This window comes from Mesorhizobium sp. M0848 (assembly GCF_040319805.1).
GTDB lineage: Bacteria > Pseudomonadota > Alphaproteobacteria > Rhizobiales > Rhizobiaceae > Mesorhizobium.
On the sequence record NZ_JAMYOM010000004.1, the window covers coordinates 112,349 to 129,882 of the forward strand.

Here is a 17,534-nt window from a genome sequence, read left to right on the forward strand (position 1 = left end):
CCGCCGGTCGATGACCAGAAGCTGCGGCTCCTGTCGAAGGGCCATGGCCCCTATGCTGCGTTGTCGCACTGCCAATCGTCTGCCCGCTAGCGGCACCATTTTTCGACGGCAATTGCAATTGCCTTGGTGCAATCGACGAGATCGCGCACCGAAACGCGTTCGTTCGGCTGATGCGCCTGCGCGGGGTCGCCGGGACCGAAATTGACGGTCGGGGTGTTGCCGAGGCCGGTCGGCAGGCCGATGTCGCTGTGCGCGCCAAAGCCACTCAGGACCGGCGAGAGATTGGCTTCTTTGACGGCCTCCTGGAAGACGCCGACAAAGGGATTGTCCGCTGGGATCTCGGCGCAGTCGGCGTCGAGAATCCATTCGACGCGGGCAGGGCGCTGGCGAAGATAAGGGTCTGCCTGGCAGACATTGGCTATGTGCTCTTCGATTTCGCGTTTGACGTTGCCGCCCAATTTGAACTCGTCATGCTCGCTTGGCAGATACTGGGCGTCGATGATGATCTCGCCGCGCCCTGCCACGGAGGACGGATGTTCGCCGGCGCTCATCTGGGTGACGATGATCTGGTTGGGCAGGTCCATCAACGGATGGTTCTTTCTGGGATCGAACATCCAGCGCCGGTTGAGGATGTCGATGCCGTCGAGGATCTGCCGGCAAAGCTGGACGGCATCGACCGGGCCGCTCGAATACCAGGCATTGGGCGTCAGCTCCGCATGCCCGCCTATGCCGTCAATGATGATCCTCCCCCACAGAATGCCGTGACAGAGCGGTGCGATCCTGTTCGCGGTCGGTTCGGTCATGATGCCGGCGTCGGCGTGAAAGCCGCGATCGACCATGGCCAGCGACCCCATGCCGCCGATTTCCTCATCGACCACGGTGGTGAAGACGACGTCTCCGGACAGGGGAATGTCGAGTCCCCTCAGGATCTCGACGGCCATCAGCATGCAGGCGACGCCGCCTTTCATGTCGACCGTACCACGGCCGTGTAGAAAACCGTCCTTGAGGACGGGCTGGAACGGGTCGGTCGTCCAGTGACCGGCGGCGCCGGGCGGGACGACATCGATATGGCCGGTCAGCATGATGGAGCGACCGCCGCCCGTGCCCTTCAAGACGCCGCCGAGATTGGGCCGGCCTTCGAACGTCCTGCCTTTGTTGGCGCCGGCCCGCCCCTTGTATTTTTCGTAGAGTGCTGGGCCGTCCGGGTCCCATAGATCGGTCGAGAAGCCTAGCGCCTCGATCCGCTTTTGCAGATAGAGCTGGCAATCACGCTCGCCGGGGCCGGCCTCCTTTGGATCGGATTTCACGATCGAGGGGAAGGCGACGAGATCGCTCAGCGTTTGGACGATACGGTCAGCGCTTGCTTCGACGCGCGCGGCAATGATCTCTTCCATGGACGGCATCATGATCTCCAACGTTGGGAAAGTCGGTCGGCGAGAAGGACGAAAACCAGAAGGGCGCCGACAATCCCCACCTGCCAAACCGTGTTGATGTTCAATTGCAGAAGGCCGGTCTTCAGCGTGACCAGCAGCAGGACGGCCGCGAACACGCCGCCGACGCCGCCACGCCCGCCGGTGATGGCGATGCCGCCGAGCATGGCGGCAGTCAGCGATTCGAGTTCGAGGTTCTGGCCGATATTGGGCCTGCCGCTGCCGAGCCAGGCGATCGAGACGAGTCCCGCGGCGCCGGCGAGCGCGCCACTCAAGGCGTAGAGGACCAAGCGAACGCGATCGACCGGAATACCGACCAGCCTGGCCGAGCGTTCGTTGAAGCCCATGGCGTAGATCCAGCGCCCCCACGCTGTCGAGAGCAGCACCAAACCGGCTAGCGCAAAGCAGGGGATGGCAAGGGTGAGAAAGGGCAGGGGAATGCCCATGACGACGCCGCGCCCCCACACAAGCAGCCAGGAGGGCACGCCGGCTTGGGCCGCGCCGCCGGTAATGGCAAGTGCAGCGCCGGAATAGACGAAGAAGGTGCCGAGCGTCGCGATGAAGGGGAGAAGCGCGAGCCCGTTCACCAGCCATCCGTTCAAGGCACCGAGCATCGCGCCGGCCAGGATGCAGACGGCGGGCAGCAGGACCGGCGGCAATCCCAGCTTGAGGCAAAGCATCGCGACGATGGCGGACAGCGAGACCGCGCCGCCGACCGAGAGGTCGATGCCGGCGCCACCGGCCATGATGACCAATCCCTGCCCAAGGCCGACCAGGGCCAGGATCGTCGAGAACTGAAGAATGGTGGTGACAGTGCCGAGATGGAAGACAGACGGCTTGAGCGCCAGCAGGCCGACAATGACGATCAGCCAAAGGGTACAGAGCAAAGCCAGGGTAAGGGCCGGGCCCTGCAGGTTGCGGAACGTTTTCATGCGCGGGCTCGTTGAAATCTGCCGAGCGGCAATCGGTTGCAAACAGCTTCGAAGCCAAGCACGCCGATGATGAGAACGCCGGTGACGACAGGCTGCCAAAGGGAGGGGACACCGATCAGCAGCAGACCGTTTTGCAGGATTCTAAGCAGAAGCACGCCGAGCACGGTGCCGATCAGGCTGCATCTGCCGCCCAATATGCTGGTGCCGCCAAGAATGACCGCGGCAATGGCGTCGAGCGCCAGCGTGCTGCCGATCGTCATCTCCACATTGCGATAGGTGGCGACATAGAACGTGGCGGCAATGCCAGTCAGCACACCGCTGATGGCGAAGGTCATGAAGCGGATCTTGATCACTGGGATGCCAGAAAGCCGCGCTTTTTCCTCCGAATTGCCGATCGCCAGCAGATGCAGCCCATAAGGGGTTCGCCGCAGCGCCAGCCAGACGGCCAGATAGGCAGCGGCAATCACCAGGGCAGGGACGGGGACGCCGAGCACGCTGGTTGCAAGAAGATCTGTAAGGCTCGAGGGCAGGCCCGAAAGCCATTGCCCTCCGAGAAGTACGAAGACGGCGGTGCGGTAGACACCGAGCAGGCCGAGTGTACCGACAATTGCCGGAACGCGGCCGAGGACAACGACGGCGGCGGTCACGCATCCCAGCACCGCACCGACCAAAGGACCCGCAATGAGCGCCAGCAGCGGATTGCCGCCGGCGCCGAGCACGCGCCCGATGGCGATCGCCGCCAGACCCATGACGATGCCGATCGAGACATCGATGCCGCCCATGGCGAGCAGCAGGGTCATGCCAAGGCCGATCAGCAGCAGTTCGACGCTGTTGCGCAAGACCGTGGCTGCATTGCCTGATGTCGCGTAGTGCGGCGATGCGACAGAAAAGATGACGATCGCCAGCAAACAGGCGACAAGCAGAGACCACTCCCGCCCGTTCATGGAGAAGACACCGTTTCCAAACTGCCGCACTACGTTCATCTCAGAGCTCAGAAGTTGAACTTGTCGACATTGTCCTTGGTGAAGACAGCCGGCGGCCCGAGAAGCAAAATGCCCTTGGCGGCATCATAGGTGACTGGCTTTTCCAGGCCGGCGACCTTGTTTTCCGCTTCGAAGCTCTTGCCGTCGATCAGCTGTTTGCCGGCCCAGACCGTGAGATAGCCGAGTTGCTCGGGATCCCAGAGCACGGTGAAGCCGAAGGCTCCGCTCTTCAGGTAGGACCGTGCCGTGTTCGGGCTGCAATAGCCGGCACCGATGACCGAGCCGATCTTGCCTGCGGTTTCGATGGCCTGGGCTACGCCCGGGCATGTCGAGGAGGCGACGGCGATGATGGCCTTGATGTCCGGGTTGGCCGCCATCAGATCGCCTGATATTTGCGCGGCGCGTTCGGCGGTGCCGCCGGCGAATTGCGGCGCGAGCAGCTTCAGCTTCGGATATTTGGCGGTGGCTTGCTTCTGCATGAAGCCGATCCAGGCGTTGAGATTGGACGCCGTTGCCTCGCCGGAGACGATGCCGATGGTTGCGTCCTCGCCGACGCGCTTGACGAGTTCGTCGACAATGGTTGTGCCGAGGCCTTCGTCGGTCGCCTGCGCCACATAGACGGCGCGGCCGCTGTCGGGCGCGTCGCTGTCACTGGTGAACAGCTTGATGCCTTTCGCCTTGGCGCTCTCGACCACGGGTGCGATGCTGGAGGCATCGAGGACGCTGACCGAGATCGCCTCGACGCCCTGATCGATCAGGTTCTGGACGATCTGCAACTGGTCGACCGGATTGGTGTCGACGGGACCGGAATAGATGAAATCGACGCCGAGATCCTTGGCGGCGCGATTGCCGCCGGCTTCCATGGCGTTGAAGTAAGGGATGCCGATCAATTGCGGAACGAAGGCGACCTTGTGTTTGTCCGCGGCATGCGCCGCGGTTGCAATGGCGAGTGACAGTGCGGATGCGGCGAGCACTTTCTTGAACTGTGAAAGCATTGTGTTTGAACCTCTCTGGAAATGACGTGCGTTTCAGTTTGTTTTTTCAAGCGCCCGCACGTCGGGATGAGCGCCTGTTATGAGCGAAACGACTTCCTCGTGATCGGTATCGGCAGCCAGCCGTTCGGCCACCTTGCGGCCGCGCCGGAACACCACGATGCGGTCGGCGACCTCGAAGACCTCGGAAATGTTGTGGCTGATGAGCACAACGGCACAGCCGCGCGCGGCAAGCCGCCGTGTCAGCGCCAGGACCTTGCGCGTTTCGGCAACGGCAAGGGCCGCAGTCGGCTCATCCATGATGACCAGCCTGGCATTCAGATTGAGCGCCCGGCAGATTGCGACGGCCTGGCGTTGCCCGCCCGACAGACTGCCAACAGGCGCTTCTGGATCGGAAATATGAGCATCGAGCTCCTTCAGCAGGCCGTCGACGCGCTGGCGCATTTCTTTGCGCTTCAGGAACGGAATGCCCAAAATGGAGCGTTTCAATTCACGGCCGAGAAAGACGTTTTCTGCGATCGACAGGTTCTCCGAAAGCGCCAGTTCCTGAAAGATCGTCGCGATCCCCGATGCCGCGGCATCCTTGGGCGAGTGAAAGGCGACCGGATTGCCCTCGATCACAAGCTCCCCACCACTGGGCGGATGAGCGCCTGCCAGGATCTTGATGAAGGTCGATTTGCCGGCGCCATTATCGCCGAGAAGCGCCAGCACCTCGCCGGAGCGGATCTCCAGATCGACATTTGCCAGCGCGGTCAGAGCGCCGAAGCGCTTGGCGATGTTTCTGGCGACAAGAAAGGGCTCTGTCATGACGGGTTCCCCGACGATTGCGGACCGCTAGGCGTTGCTGACCCAGCGCAGCACGTTGGTCCAAAGCCTCGCGTAGCCAGGCCATTCGACAAAACTGTTTGGCAGCCAGTGAGGACCGATGTCCGACGTCCAGACCAGCGTACGCCCTTCGCCATGGCGCCCGGTGACCAGCAGGGGATGGCCGCCCTGGTCCTGCGGCAGCCGTGCCAGGACCTCGACATCGTCGCGATCACGGGCGATGACCTCGTTGGCACCGAGCAGCAGCGGCCATTCGCCCTCGATGCCGGCAAAAAGCGGGTGGTCTCTGGAACCAGTGATCTCAGGACGAAAGCCCTCCGGAATTTCGAGCCGGTCATCGTTGGGAAGGCAGGTCACCGGCAGCGCCTCCTCGACCGCCGTGCGATGCCAGCGCGCCTTGCCGTCAATGCCCTGGAAGCTGAAATAGCCGCCGATCATGATCAGGCCGCCGCCGGCCAGCGTCCAGTCGCGCAGCAGCTTGAGCCGGTTGGGAACCGTTTTGCCGTGGAGCCAGACATCGGGGTGGAGCAGGAGCGAATTCGCGCCAATGTCGGACAGGATGATCGCCCTGTATTGCGACAGCCCTTCCATGGTGAAAGGCAGCTTCTCGACGGCCTCGTGAGCGGGCATGTAGTCGAGATCGAATTCGCTGCCCTTCAAGGCGTCCACCAGGGGTGTTGCGCCCAGGTGAAAGGTGACGCTGCCGAACTGGTCGAACCCCTTGTAGTGGGTCGCCGAACTCACCCAGCTTTCGCCGACAAGAAGGACTTTTGTTTTCGCCATGATCATACTCTCCTGATTTCGTCGGTTGATGCGGTTTTCCGCGCCGGGTCGAAACGTCGATAAGCCATTGTTTCAACTGGCCATCACGGCATTGTTCGCCAGGGCCGCAGCCTTCAGCGTGGCAAAGTCTGCGATGTAACCCTGCGCGCCTTCGACCGTTGTCGTCAGGCTCGCCCCGATCGCCGCGTAGCGCGCGGCGTCGCCCAGCGACGCGCCATGCAGCCAAAGGGCAAGGAAGATGCCGGCAAAGCTGTCGCCGGCGCCTGTCGCGTCGACGCGATTGACCGGCAGCGCCGGCACCTCGATCTGCGGACCACCATTCGCCGGAAAAACGACGGCGCCGAACTCGCCGAGGGTGAGCACGACCGTTCCCCGTTGTTTGATGCGTGACAGCATCAGCCGCACCTCTTCGATCGTCGTCGCCATGCGGCTGCGAAAGCCGAAGATCTCCCGTATCATCACATCGTTGATGAAGGTCAGATCGATCTGTTTGACCATCTGCGAGAAGGTTTCCGGCGTGCGGGCGCTTTTGGGAAGACCGGCCGAATGCAGGCTCACCTTCCAGCCCGCCTGATGAAAGCGCGCGATGGACGCGGTCATCGTCTCGTAGTGAAAGCCTTCGATATGAAGGCAGGCCGGACGTTGCTCGGGCTGGATATCCAGATTGGCTGTCAGGTCGACCTCGCCAAGCTCGAACGGTTCGCTGATGATCGTCCGGCTGCCGTTGCGCTCGATGATCACGATCGCCTGGGAGAGGCGGTTGTTGGGCGTGTTGCGGATCGGCAAGGCGTGGACACCCAGTTTCGAAAGCGCGCCGAGCGCCCAATCGCTCTCTGGATCCTGGCCGACCGCTGTCGCCAGCTCAACGTCCAGCGCGTAGGGAGCTCCGATGCCGGCGGCGGCAACCGCGAGATTGGCCGCGGGGCCACCCAACGCCTTGTCGATGTGGCTGGCGGTGATCCGGTCGTCGCGATGCGGCAGCACGTCGACGCGGCACAGGAAGTCGACACTCACCCTACCGGCGACCAGAAGTCTTGGCAGATGGTCGAGATTCTTTGGCCTGCGTGGTGCGCGGCCCGGCAGTGAGCGCGCAAAGGAGCTCGGCCGATACATCAGCGCGGCAACCGCCTTCTCGATGCGGTCGCGCGTGCCTTCCCTCAGGCTGGCCGTTCCATTGATGAAGTTCGACACCGTGCCGATGGAGACACCGGCGGTTCGTGCGACATCCGCTATGGTCGGGCGCTTGCGTTGCAATGGCGGAGTTCCAATTGAAGCGTTTCAAAACGGTAGCAGCGAAAATGCGATGCCTCAACGGAATTATCTTCTAAAAATCAAAGAGAGAATTCTTCTAGATTGGAAGATTAATCCAGAAATAGCGGATACTGGGATCCTCTTTCCAAGATTGAACAATTTTCAAATTTTTTGGCAAAAGATTGTGCAAGCGAATTTCCTGCACTTCATTCGATCGCCCGGGCTTGATCGGGCGGTCGTGGCATGCCCCCGGCCCGTCAGATCAGCAACAGGCCCTTCATGCTGGCGTATCCCTTGCGCCCGATGATGATGTGGTCGTGCACCGCGATGCCCAGCCGCTTGCCCGCCTCGATGATCTCCTTCGTCATTTCGATATCGGCTCGTGAGGGTGTGGGGTCGCCTGACGGGTGATTGTGGACCAGGATGATGGCGGTGGCCGAGAGTTCGAGGGCGCGCCTGACCACCTCGCGCGGGTAGACGGGCGTATGGTCGACGGTGCCTGTCTGCTGAACCTCGTCGGCGATCAGCGCGTTCTTCTTGTCGAGGAACAGGATGCGGAACTGCTCGCGCGCCTCGAAGGCCATGACCGACCGGCAATAGGCAAGAAGCTGTGTCCAGGACGAGAGGACTTCGCGACTCTGCACCTCTCCGCGCGCCATGCGCTGCGCGGTTGCCGCGACGATCTTGAGATCGAGCGCCACCGCAGGGCCAATGCCCTTGACTTCCTGCAGGAGGCCAACCGGCGCCCCGAGCACTTCGGCCAGCGTGCCGAAGCGTGCCAGCAGCGCCTTGGCCGCCGGTTTGGTGTCGGCACGAGGGATCAGGCGAAAGAGCAGAAGTTCCAGAAGTTCGTAATCGGGCAGGGCATCCGGCCCCGCCAGGGCAAAGCGCTCGCGCAAGCGGTCGCGATGGCCGAGGTAATGCGGCTTTTCGTCGAGCGTCGCCTTGGCTTTCGCCGCAGGCCGCATCGGCGCTTCGGAGAAGAAACTCCGCTCGTCGTCGTCGCTTGTGTTCCCCATACACCGCCTACATTGCTCCAGCACAGACATTAGAACTGTTCTGGCCGGGATTGAAACAGTTCTGTTCCCCGATCGCGAGACGATCCACGGCAGATCGTGGTAGCTCCCGCTGTCAGTCTATGGCTTCCCTATACGGCAAGATGAAACCACGATTGCGCAACAAAACTTAACATCACTTAACGCATGCGGCCACTTTCACCTGACATGTTGGCGCCATCGGAGGCTCGTGGCCTCGCTATACTGGAGCGCGCATGTTCGCCAAAATTGACTCTGGACTATTTGCCGGCCGGGCATCTCTCGCGGCCATGGCAATCCTGCTTTCGACGCATTCGGAGGGCGCGCTGGCGGCAGACGCCATTGCGGTGAATTCCGATGATTTTACCCTGCCGCCCGAGCCTTCCCGTTTCGGGCGTTTCGAACAGAAGCTGGCCGACTGGCATGTCGTGCTTGGCGGCGGCGCCATCATCGTCCCCAAATACGAAGGCAGCAATGAGTTCAAGATCATGCCGGTGCCTTTCGTCACGGCGACATTCCTTGACACGGTGACGATCGACCCGACAGGCGCCAACATCGCCGTCTATGAACAAGGACCGTTCGCGTTCAGCACTCGGCTTGGCTATGAGATGGGCCGCAAGGAAGACGACTCCGACCATCTGCGCGGCTTGGGGGACGTCGACATGGGCGCGACGGTCGGCGTGAAGGCAGCGGCGAAGTTCGGTCCGGCCGAAATATTCGCGCAACTGGACAAGACCATCGGTGGCAGCGATGGCCTGGAGGGCAGGGTGGGGATCGAGGTGATCCGGCCTCTGTCTCAATCGTTGATGATCGGCGCCAGCGTGTCCGCCGTCTTTGCCGACGAAAATTACATGCAGGCCTATTTTGGCGTCACGCCCGAACAATCGGCTCGCTCGGGGCTGGCGCGCTATGATGCCGGCGCTGGTTTGAAGCGCGCCGATTTTTCGATTTCCGCCACATATATGCTTGACGAGAACTGGATGGTGCGCGGCGAAGCGGGGGTCGGCGTTCTCTTGGGTGATGCTGCCGACAGCCCTGTTGTCGTCGAAAAGATCCAGCCTTCAGGAATGCTTCTCGTCGGATATCGGTTCTGACGCCTACCCAGGCACCAAATGCAGGCTAGACAAACTCCGGAATGGCACAGCAACGGCACCAAAGCGATTTGAGCGCCGAATCCAGGTCGGCAAGGCAAGGTTCGCGCATCCTCATTGTCGAAGACGATCTTGAGATCGCGCGCATGCTGGGCGAGACGCTCACCGACAACGGCATGATCGTGGAAATTGCCGAGAGCGGCGTCCAGATGAATGCCGCGCTTCGCAACCAGAAATTCGATCTCATCGTGCTCGATGTCATGCTGCCGGGCGAAAACGGTCTCAACATCTGTCGCCGTCTTCGTGCCGGAACCAACATTCCGATCCTGATGCTGACCGCGCTCGGTGAGGAAATCGACCGCATCTTCGGGCTGGAAATCGGCGCGGACGACTATGTGACGAAACCGTTCAGCGCACGCGAACTGACGGCCAGGATACGGGCGCTGCTGCGCCGTACAGCCTATGCTCCAGACGAGCGGGACTGGTCGAAGGTGCTTCGTTTCAACGGCTGGCGCCTCGATCCCATACGACGGCAATTGCATGACCCCAACAATGCGCGGGTTACGACCACGACGCATGAATTCGACCTGTTGCTTGCGTTTTGTCGCAATGCAGGCCGGGTTCTCTCGCGCGAGGAACTTCTGGGCGTAACCCATGCCGGGCTCGCGGGGCCGATCGAGCGTAGCGTCGATGTCCATATCAGTCGAATCCGCAGGAAGATCGAAAAGGATGCGCGCGATCCGGTGCTTTTGAGGACTGTTCGGTTGGGTGGCTACATCTTCACCGCGACGGTGGAGGAAGCATGAGGGGTTTCATCCGCCGTTTCTTGCCACAGTCCGTGCGTGGGCAGTTTGTGGCAATCATTTTCATCGCGGTGATCGTGATCATGTTCGTCGGTTCGGTCGTCGAGATTTTCATAGAGAACGTCGACCTTCCCGCCGCGGAAGATAACGCAAGGCGTGCGGCCGTTGTTGCTGCCTTGTTGCAAGAAACGCCGGCGGAGGCGCGTGGGGCAATTCTGGCGACAGCAAAGCGGGCCGGCTTTGATTTCGAGATATTGCCCAAGGACCAGATACGCGGCATTCCCCAGTCCTATCTGCAATGGCGAAGTGTCGAATGGCTTTTGCGTATCGACAGGGGGACGGTTGATGGACGCTGGCTAAGGATCGGCGGCCGATACGCATTTGTCATCGATTTGGACCAGCAGGACGTCCTGGCCCATTTCGGCATGCCCGATTCCTGGCTGACATCGGGCCTCGTCCGTGCCTCGTTCTACAGGTTCATGGCTTTCGTCGCCTTGCCCGTGCTGATCTGGCTGTTTGCGGTTTGGGCCGTGACGGATCCATTGAAGCGCATCTCGGCAGCAGTCGGTTCGGCCGAGATCGAGAATGGCGAACAGCTCTTCGTCGAACACGGCTCCATTGAAATGGTGGGCTTGGCGCGCGCCCTGAACAGGATGAGGACGCGCATCCGCACCATGATCGAAAATCGCACGCGCATGTTGCGCAGCGTCAGTCATGATCTGCGCACGCCGTTGACGCGGCTGCGGCTTCGCGCCGAGCGTATGGATGATGGCCCAATCCGAACCGCAATCCTGTCCGATGTCCAGCACATCGAAATCTTGATCGACGAGACCCTGACCTATCTGCGCAACGATGTTTCGACGGAGAAGCTGCAGCGCGCCGACATTGCCAGCGTTCTGCAAACCGTCTGCGCCGAATTCTCCGATGTCGGATTTCCTGTCTCATATTCCGGGCCGGACCGGCTCCTGGGCTGGTGCAAGCCCAATGCATTGGCGCGTGCCATCGCCAATCTTTGCGACAACGGGGTCAAATTCGCTGGCAATGTCACGGTCGCCTTGACGGCGACCGGCACGGCGGCGCGCATCACGGTAGGGGATGACGGGCCGGGTATTCCGATGACGGCACGTGCTCGTGTTTTCGAACCATTCTTCAAGGAAGATGCGTCGCGCGGCATTGCATCGAAGCATGGCTTCGGTCTGGGCCTCTCGATCGTTGCCGACATCGTCCAGGGGCACGGCGGCAGGATCGAATTGGAGGACAACCAGCCCAGCGGACTGGTCGTTACCATCGACCTGCCGAATGCTGCGGATTTGCAGTCGGCATAGACGGCCTCCTGCCGGGTAGATGCGCCGCTAGGCCGGCAGGCCGGGGCGATCGAGCTTTTTGGGCGACAGCGTGAAAATCTCGCACCCTGTGTCGGTCACGCCGATCGTGTGCTCGTACTGCGCCGACAGCGAGCGGTCGCGCGTCACCGCGGTCCAGCCGTCCGACAGAACCTTCACATGCGGCCTGCCCAGATTGATCATCGGCTCGATGGTGAAGATCATGCCTGGCCGCATCTCGACGCCCTCATTGGCGCTGCCGTAATGCAGGATGTTCGGCGCGTCATGGAACAGCTGGCCGACGCCGTGGCCGCAGAAGTCGCGCACCACCGAGCAGCGCTCGCCTTCGGCAAAGGTCTGGATGGCGGCGCCGATGGCGCCGGTGCGGGCTCCCGGCCTGACCGCCGCAATGCCGCGCATCAGGCATTCATGAGTGACTTCGAGCAGGCGCTCGGCGGCGCGCTTGATCGTGCCGACCGGATACATGCGCGAAGAATCGCCGTGCCAGCCGTCGAGGATGTAGGTGACGTCGATGTTGACGATGTCGCCATCCTTGAGCGGCTTGTTGTCGGGAATGCCATGGCAGACGACATGGTTGATCGAGGTGCAGGACGATTTCGTGTAGCCGCGATAGTTGAGCGTCGCCGGCAGCGCGCCGTGGTCCATGCCGAATTCGAAGACGAAGCGGTCTATTGCTTCGGTGGTGACGCCGGGCTGGACCATCGGCACCAACTCGTCGAGGCAGCGTGCGGTGAGATCGCATGCCTTGCGCATGCCGGCAAAGCCGTCCTCGCCATAGAGGCGGATCTGGCCGGTATTTCTGAGCGGGGCCGTGGCGGCGTCGAGATAGGTGACCATTCTGTCCGTGTAGCGGGTAGGGCTCTGCAGGAGAGCCAGCGTGAAAATTTCCCCAGATTTGGCACTTGAGGGCAAAAGGTTCAAGGAAGAACTGTTTGATGCAGCCGCGCGCTTCCGGATATTTGCCTCGCATCGGCGATGTCTTACCGGTTTTTGCCCGGTTTGCTTCCCTTTCCGGCCGTGGTGCGTTAGGGCGGGTGATGTTTTCGAGATCGCGTCCCTTCGGGGCGGCCAGGCAAACCGGATGGCCTGAAGCGCCGCTGACGGCAGCGTGCTCATGCCTGATGCGCATGGTGCTGCTGGCGATGCTGTGCTTCGGCCTGCCGGCGGCGTCAGCCTTTGCGGGGTCTGCGCCAAGCGGTGCCAGTGTCGGTGTCGAGCGGTCGGGCGAGGTGGCGGCGCTGCTGCGTGTCACCGGCAAGGCGCAAGCGCTGGAAGTTCGTGCCGGCCGTCCGCTCCTGGTCAAGTTCGCCGGCGGCCATCCCGCGCTTCCGGTCCCTGACGCTGTTTTTCTTTGGGCCGAAGGAACATCGCAAAGAGCGATGGTTTCGGGATATGGGGCCGCCTCGGTTCCCGGGGCGCGCACCAACCAGCCGCGCGCACCGCCGACCATCACGGCCTGAGCGGTCCAGAACCGTACCCTTCACCTCATCGTTATTCCTGTTTGCGTCGTGATCGTGCGGCGGCTGTCGGCCGCGCAGCGGTCGCGCGGCGCGTCTTTTTCCGGATCATTTCAATGCAACAACGCATCAAGACATTCAAAACCCTGTCGCGCGCGGCCTCGGCTGCCACGTTCCTCTCCGTCCAGATTGCCGCCATTCGCATGGCCTTCGGCGCGGAGACAGATCTGGCGAACCAGTGAGCACGTGTCGCCCAAGGCATATCATCGGTGCGTGATTGTTTTGGGCGACGTGGCGGTCCAGCGACCCAAGTGACGACACATTTCTGGACCAAAAGCCCGGCAAAGCAACTTTTGACGACGAATGGCGTTGCCTCGGTGACGCCAGTTCGGGAGATAGGAAATGGACAGACTGCAATTCGAGGTGCCGGTGCGCATCGCACCCGCGCCCGGCCTGCCAGTCGAGGAGATTTACGGCGTCGAACAGGCGCTCGACTTTCTCCAGGACTGGCCTGTGCGCCGTCAGGGCCCGATCTATCAGAAGGCGTTCAACGCCTGCTTTGGCGCTACGGTGGACGTGGTCAAGACCGAGGATGCGTGCCGGGCCTTCATGGCGTTTTGCCGGGCGAGCGGACTGATGGCCAGGGATATGATGACGCCGCGCAAGCGCGGCGGTGAGGCGAGGGCGTTCCAGGCGTAAGGCCGTCGCCCGTTTCGCCTGGCTCGATTGGCACGCCAACGAACGCGGTTGAACGCCCATGAGGATCTCGCACGCGCCTGCGCGGGTCTCGTCCGCGATGACTGCACCAGGATGCACCATCGTCGGCGCCGTTAAGCTTCCGTTTCCATCTTCCCGGCTATGCCATTGCTTGTTGGCAGTGGTTGATTCGTTGCATCAGTCTCATGGTTCGGAAGATGTCTCCAGAAAAAGTTCGTGCATTCCCGATCGACCGTCAGGTATTCTTGGTTCGAGAGGTTGCTGCCAAGCTCGGCAATCTGCATGGCGAGACCGCCACCTCCTTCTGGAGGGCCAAAGCGTCGGAGTTGCTCGATCTTGTGGTCGGATCCGGCAGGGACAGAACGGCAGCCAGCGATGAAGTGCGCAGGTTTTTCCTGGCCGTGCAGCGAGAGATGTTGGCTGATACGGTCGCGGAGTCGATGCCAATTCTTTCCGCTTGAAGCAAATCCTGAACCTCCATCCTCCACACATGCATCAGTAATTTGTAAATACGCTTACTCCGGTGTGTTTTTCGGAGACCCGGTCGTTGTTCGCGCGGTCTCGGCTGCGAATCCGGCAATTTCCCGCCGGCCTTGAGGGGCGGCCCACTCTGAGACATCGATGCGCTTGCGCGTTGGTCAGCCAGCGAAACACTTCTTTTTTGAAGCCAATGGACCACTGCTCAAAAATGCAACGAACTTTTTAGCCATTCGTTCATCTATGCGTGCTTTCTAATTTAAACCATGGCCTTGAGTAGCTTCACCCGTGTTCGGCTTGTAATGGACGCCATGCGCCGCAGCACGGGCGCGAATGTCGCTACGATTTTTGCCTTGACCTTGCCGGTCGTTGTCGGCGCTGCGGGCTTCGGCGTCGAGACCTCCTATTGGTACTACAACAGCCTGAGATTGCAGGCGACGGCCGATGCAGCCGCTTATGCCGGTGCGCTCGAACAGATCTCGGGTTCCGACAAGCCGACGATCGTCGCGGCCGCGACCCAGTCCGCGGCGTCGAACGGACTGGGCTCGGGCACGATCGTCGTCAATACGCCCCCAGCGTCCGGACCGAATACGGCAAAAAAAGCGGTCGAGGTGATCGTAGGCCAGAAGCTCGACCGGATGTTCACCCTGATCTTTACACAGGAAAAGGTTCCCGAACAGGCGAGGGCGGTGGCCGTCATTACCGATGCCTCGAGTGCCTGCATGCTCGCGCTCGATCCATCCGCTTCGCAGGCAGTGCTGTTTTCCGGCAGTACCAGCGTTAAGCTCAGCGGCTGCTCGGTCATGTCCAATTCGATCGCCTCGGACGCCATCAAGCTTCAGGGCTCGGCCGGTCTGCAGGCCGATTGCCTGATATCGGCGGGCGGTGTCTCTCTCAGCAATCCCGTCAGGACCGTCTGCGCGGCCCCGATCACCCAGGCACTGCCTGCCGGCGATCCCTTTGTCGACCTGCCGGCCCCGGTGGCCGGGACCACCTGCCAGAACGACAACAAGGCGACGCTCGGTCCAGGCACCTATTGCAGCGGCATGAACCTAAAGGGCAATGTCACGCTTTCGCCCGGCGTCTATGTCGTCCAGGGCAGTTTCAAGATAAACGCCAATGCGGCCATCACTGGCAGCGGGGTGACCATCTTCATGTCGGGCAGCTCGACTGTCAGCATGAATGGCAATGCGTCCGTGAACCTCAGCGCGGCGACTTCGGGCACCTACTCAGGCGTTCTGTTCTACGGCGACAGGACCGGCATGAGTGCATCCAGCACATTCAACGGCACGGCGGACTCGCTTTTGACCGGGGCGATCTATTTCCCCAAGCAGCAAGTGAACTATCTTGGCAACTTCTCGGGCAAGGGCGGCTGCACCAGGGTCGTCGCCAATACGATTCAATGGTCCGGTAATTCAACCATCAATCAGGATTGCTCAAGCCTCGGAGTGCCCAACATTCCAGCCGCGCGGTCCGTGGCACTTTCCGAGTAGCCCCGTGGGGCGCCGATCGATGCCGAACCTTGGCGATGATTCGGGCGTTGCGGCGGTCGAGTTCGCGATGGTGCTGCCCATTCTGTGCCTGGTGCTGCTTGGTATTCTGGACGGCTGGTCCTACGTAACGAGTTCACTGTCGATGCGCGCCGGTGTGAAGACCGCCGCGAACCTGGTCATGAGCGGATCGACCGATGATGCGGCGACCCAAGCTCTTGCCATTGCGAGCTGGGAAAATCGGCCGGAGGACGGTCAGGTCACGCTAAGCCGCATCCGTATGTGCGGGGCGACGGTGGTCGACGTGTCCACCATGTGCAGTGGGCCGAAGGTGCCGGCGGTCTATGTCCAGATACAGGCATCGGGCACCTGGGTGCCGCCAATTGCCTTCGGCCCATTTGCCACTTCCACTGTAATCGGTCACCAGGAGATGATCCGTGTCCGCTAGGGTAAGCGCGTTCCGGCAGGATCGATCGGGCGGGGCCGGGCTGGAGTTCGCGCTAATCGCCCCCTTCCTCGTCATGCTGCTGTTCGGGATCTTCGCTTTTGGCTGGTCGATGCACTCGGTCTCCAGTGTTCGCTATACGCTGGAGACGTCAGCGCGCTCGCTGCAGCTTAAGAACACGCTGACCCAGGCCGACATTCAATCGATCGCCACGCAGAAATTGCAGGCCTTGGGGTTTAAGGACGTGAACGTCACCATCGCCATCGACCCGGTGAGCGGCGGCTTCCGCATGGCGCATCTGACCGCGGCCTATGCCTTCGTCATCGACTTTCCCTACTTCAGTTCCTTCCCCATCAACTACGCGACAACCGTTACCGTGCCGCTGCTTGGCAGCGGCTAGGCTGTGGCCTGATAGCTTCGCGTGCTGGGGCTCTGCTTACTTGTACGCCTTGAGCGCGATTAGACCACCGAGAATGGTTATCGCCATCAGGATCAGCGCCCACGACACGACGTTATGCGACAGACGCCTCCGGCGGCCGCGCAGGGTCCGGTCCCGCTAGCGTTTGGCCTGATCAGCCCCTGTGTTTTGTCGATCCACATCCTTCCCCACGAGCAGAATGCGACTCATGCCGGCTGGTGTCCAGATCGGCACCGGTTTTGGCGGTCGCGCTGCAAGCCTGGCTCTCAGCCTGCTTTTGATGGCAAGGGGCTAGATAATATATTCATTAGTGCTAATATTGAGATGACGTTACGTCATGTCGGACCATCTATCGGGTGCAATAAAGGGGGTTCCAATGAGAGTGGCTGTATTTTGCGCGGCTGTGGTTTTCGCTGCGACTGGTGTCGCTGATGCCAAGGAAAAGAAGGTGGCGGTCAGTGATGCCGCCGCCTTGTGTTCCACCAACCCGTCAGCCAAGAAGCCCGTTCCAAATCTGGACTGCGGTGTCACCGGAACCGCCAAATCGCAAGATAGCGGCGCAAAGGCAGAGCCGCGCCTCGGATACGACTCCAACCCGTGGATTGTAACAGGCTTTTGACTTCGCATGGCGAATGCCGGTTGAAGCGCTGAAGAGAGTCGTCTTGACCGACGGGCGCCGCCCCCTGGGAGTGGAACGCAAGGGTCGGGCGCCGTTGAGAAGAAGGATGCGCAAATGGCCGCCTATCTGATCGCGGATGTAGACATAAAGGACGCTGCCGTGTTCGAGGAATACCGGCGGGATGTGCCGGCCACCGAGGAGCGTTATGGTGGGAAATATCTAGGTCGTGGCGGTGCGACCAAGGTTTTGGAAGGTGATTGGGAGCCACACCGTTTGGTTATTATCGAATTTCCCGACATGACGTCATTGATGGGCTGGTACAATTCGCCGGAATACGCGCGCCTTATCGAAATCCGTAAGCGTTGCGCCAACACCAGGATAATTGCGCTTGAGGGGATCGCAACACCCACTGTTTGACAGTGGTGACTCGGCTCCGCCTTCATC

General features: G+C 61.3%; 21 protein-coding genes. 12 read left to right on the plus strand and 9 right to left on the minus strand.

The annotated features are described in order from the left end of the window. Positions 1-86: 86 nt before the first annotated feature. The 8 genes from NKH95_RS05830 to radC form a co-directional block, all read right to left on the minus strand. Positions 87-1,403 (minus strand): M20 family metallopeptidase, encoded by a 1,317-nt coding sequence (locus NKH95_RS05830; protein ID WP_352796731.1) that lies wholly within the window; start codon positions 1,401-1,403, stop codon positions 87-89. Next, the gene (locus tag NKH95_RS05835) at positions 1,403-2,362 is read right to left on the minus strand and encodes an ABC transporter permease (protein WP_128303348.1); all 960 of its coding nucleotides are present in this window, start codon (positions 2,360-2,362) and stop codon (positions 1,403-1,405) included. Before NKH95_RS05835 ends, NKH95_RS05830 begins: the two co-directional genes overlap by 1 nt. After that, positions 2,359-3,306, minus strand: a complete 948-nt coding sequence (locus NKH95_RS05840) for an ABC transporter permease (RefSeq protein WP_352440213.1) — start codon at positions 3,304-3,306, stop codon at positions 2,359-2,361. The genes NKH95_RS05835 and NKH95_RS05840 overlap by 4 nt, the downstream gene beginning before the upstream one ends. A 47-nt stretch (positions 3,307-3,353) precedes the next feature. Then, entirely contained in the window at positions 3,354-4,340 is a 987-nt protein-coding gene (locus NKH95_RS05845; RefSeq protein ID WP_027036878.1) for an autoinducer 2 ABC transporter substrate-binding protein, read from the minus strand. A 33-nt stretch (positions 4,341-4,373) separates the two neighbouring features. After that, entirely contained in the window at positions 4,374-5,144 is a 771-nt protein-coding gene (locus tag NKH95_RS05850; RefSeq protein WP_023810449.1) for an ATP-binding cassette domain-containing protein, read from the minus strand. 27 nt (positions 5,145-5,171) lie between these two features. Next, positions 5,172-5,945, minus strand: coding sequence for a glutamine amidotransferase (locus tag NKH95_RS05855; protein WP_023810450.1), 774 nt, complete (start codon positions 5,943-5,945; stop codon positions 5,172-5,174). Positions 5,946-6,017: 72 nt separating this feature from the next. Beyond that, positions 6,018-7,199 carry a carbohydrate kinase family protein gene (locus tag NKH95_RS05860; protein WP_352440215.1) on the minus strand — a complete coding sequence of 394 codons (1,182 nt, stop codon included), beginning with the start codon at positions 7,197-7,199 and terminating at the stop codon, positions 6,018-6,020. A gap of 254 nt (positions 7,200-7,453) precedes the next feature. Further along, on the minus strand, positions 7,454-8,215 hold the full coding sequence (gene radC, locus NKH95_RS05865; protein ID WP_023810452.1) for a RadC family protein: 762 nt from the start codon (positions 8,213-8,215) through the stop codon (positions 7,454-7,456). A 251-nt stretch (positions 8,216-8,466) separates the two neighbouring features. On the opposite strand from radC, the gene NKH95_RS05870 reads away from it, so the two are divergent. From NKH95_RS05870 to NKH95_RS05880, 3 genes are read left to right on the plus strand one after another with little or no spacing between them, the layout of a single operon-like run. Beyond that, on the plus strand, positions 8,467-9,324 hold the full coding sequence (locus tag NKH95_RS05870; RefSeq protein WP_352440216.1) for a MipA/OmpV family protein: 858 nt from the start codon (positions 8,467-8,469) through the stop codon (positions 9,322-9,324). Between the two features lie 41 nt (positions 9,325-9,365). Beyond that, positions 9,366-10,127, plus strand: coding sequence for a response regulator (locus NKH95_RS05875; protein WP_032900681.1), 762 nt, complete (start codon positions 9,366-9,368; stop codon positions 10,125-10,127). Then, complete coding sequence (locus NKH95_RS05880) at positions 10,124-11,449, plus strand: sensor histidine kinase (RefSeq protein WP_352440217.1); 1,326 nt, start codon at positions 10,124-10,126, stop codon at positions 11,447-11,449. The genes NKH95_RS05875 and NKH95_RS05880 overlap by 4 nt, the downstream gene beginning before the upstream one ends. Positions 11,450-11,476: 27 nt before the next feature. Here the strand turns inward: NKH95_RS05880 and map are convergent, their stop codons facing one another. Further along, entirely contained in the window at positions 11,477-12,304 is an 828-nt protein-coding gene (map, locus tag NKH95_RS05885; RefSeq protein ID WP_013532002.1) for a type I methionyl aminopeptidase, read from the minus strand. 200 nt (positions 12,305-12,504) lie between these two features. Between map and NKH95_RS05890 the strand changes: the two genes are divergently transcribed. From NKH95_RS05890 to NKH95_RS05930, 9 genes are all read left to right on the plus strand, one after another. Continuing rightward, a complete protein-coding gene (locus tag NKH95_RS05890) occupies positions 12,505-12,927 on the plus strand; it encodes a hypothetical protein (protein ID WP_352440218.1) in 423 nt (140 codons plus the stop codon). Between the two features lie 113 nt (positions 12,928-13,040). Continuing rightward, a complete protein-coding gene (locus NKH95_RS05895; protein ID WP_352440219.1) occupies positions 13,041-13,166 on the plus strand; it encodes a hypothetical protein in 126 nt (41 codons plus the stop codon). A gap of 160 nt (positions 13,167-13,326) precedes the next feature. Further along, positions 13,327-13,623, plus strand: a complete 297-nt coding sequence (locus NKH95_RS05900) for a DUF982 domain-containing protein (RefSeq protein ID WP_352440220.1) — start codon at positions 13,327-13,329, stop codon at positions 13,621-13,623. A gap of 203 nt (positions 13,624-13,826) precedes the next feature. Continuing rightward, positions 13,827-14,102, plus strand: a complete 276-nt coding sequence (locus tag NKH95_RS05905) for a DUF6074 family protein (protein WP_502895166.1) — start codon at positions 13,827-13,829, stop codon at positions 14,100-14,102. Between the two features lie 327 nt (positions 14,103-14,429). After that, positions 14,430-15,611: a pilus assembly protein TadG-related protein gene (locus NKH95_RS05910; protein ID WP_081734815.1), complete on the plus strand. Its 1,182-nt coding sequence runs from the start codon at positions 14,430-14,432 to the stop codon at positions 15,609-15,611. A 19-nt stretch (positions 15,612-15,630) separates the two neighbouring features. Beyond that, positions 15,631-16,056: a TadE/TadG family type IV pilus assembly protein gene (locus tag NKH95_RS05915; protein WP_050592670.1), complete on the plus strand. Its 426-nt coding sequence runs from the start codon at positions 15,631-15,633 to the stop codon at positions 16,054-16,056. Continuing rightward, the gene (locus NKH95_RS05920; RefSeq protein ID WP_023810463.1) at positions 16,046-16,453 is read left to right on the plus strand and encodes a TadE/TadG family type IV pilus assembly protein; all 408 of its coding nucleotides are present in this window, start codon (positions 16,046-16,048) and stop codon (positions 16,451-16,453) included. Before NKH95_RS05915 ends, NKH95_RS05920 begins: the two co-directional genes overlap by 11 nt. 394 nt (positions 16,454-16,847) lie before the next feature. Further along, complete coding sequence (locus NKH95_RS05925; RefSeq protein WP_081734816.1) at positions 16,848-17,090, plus strand: hypothetical protein; 243 nt, start codon at positions 16,848-16,850, stop codon at positions 17,088-17,090. Positions 17,091-17,204: 114 nt separating this feature from the next. Continuing rightward, positions 17,205-17,507 (plus strand): DUF1330 domain-containing protein, encoded by a 303-nt coding sequence (locus NKH95_RS05930; RefSeq protein ID WP_023810464.1) that lies wholly within the window; start codon positions 17,205-17,207, stop codon positions 17,505-17,507. Positions 17,508-17,534 lie beyond the last annotated feature (27 nt).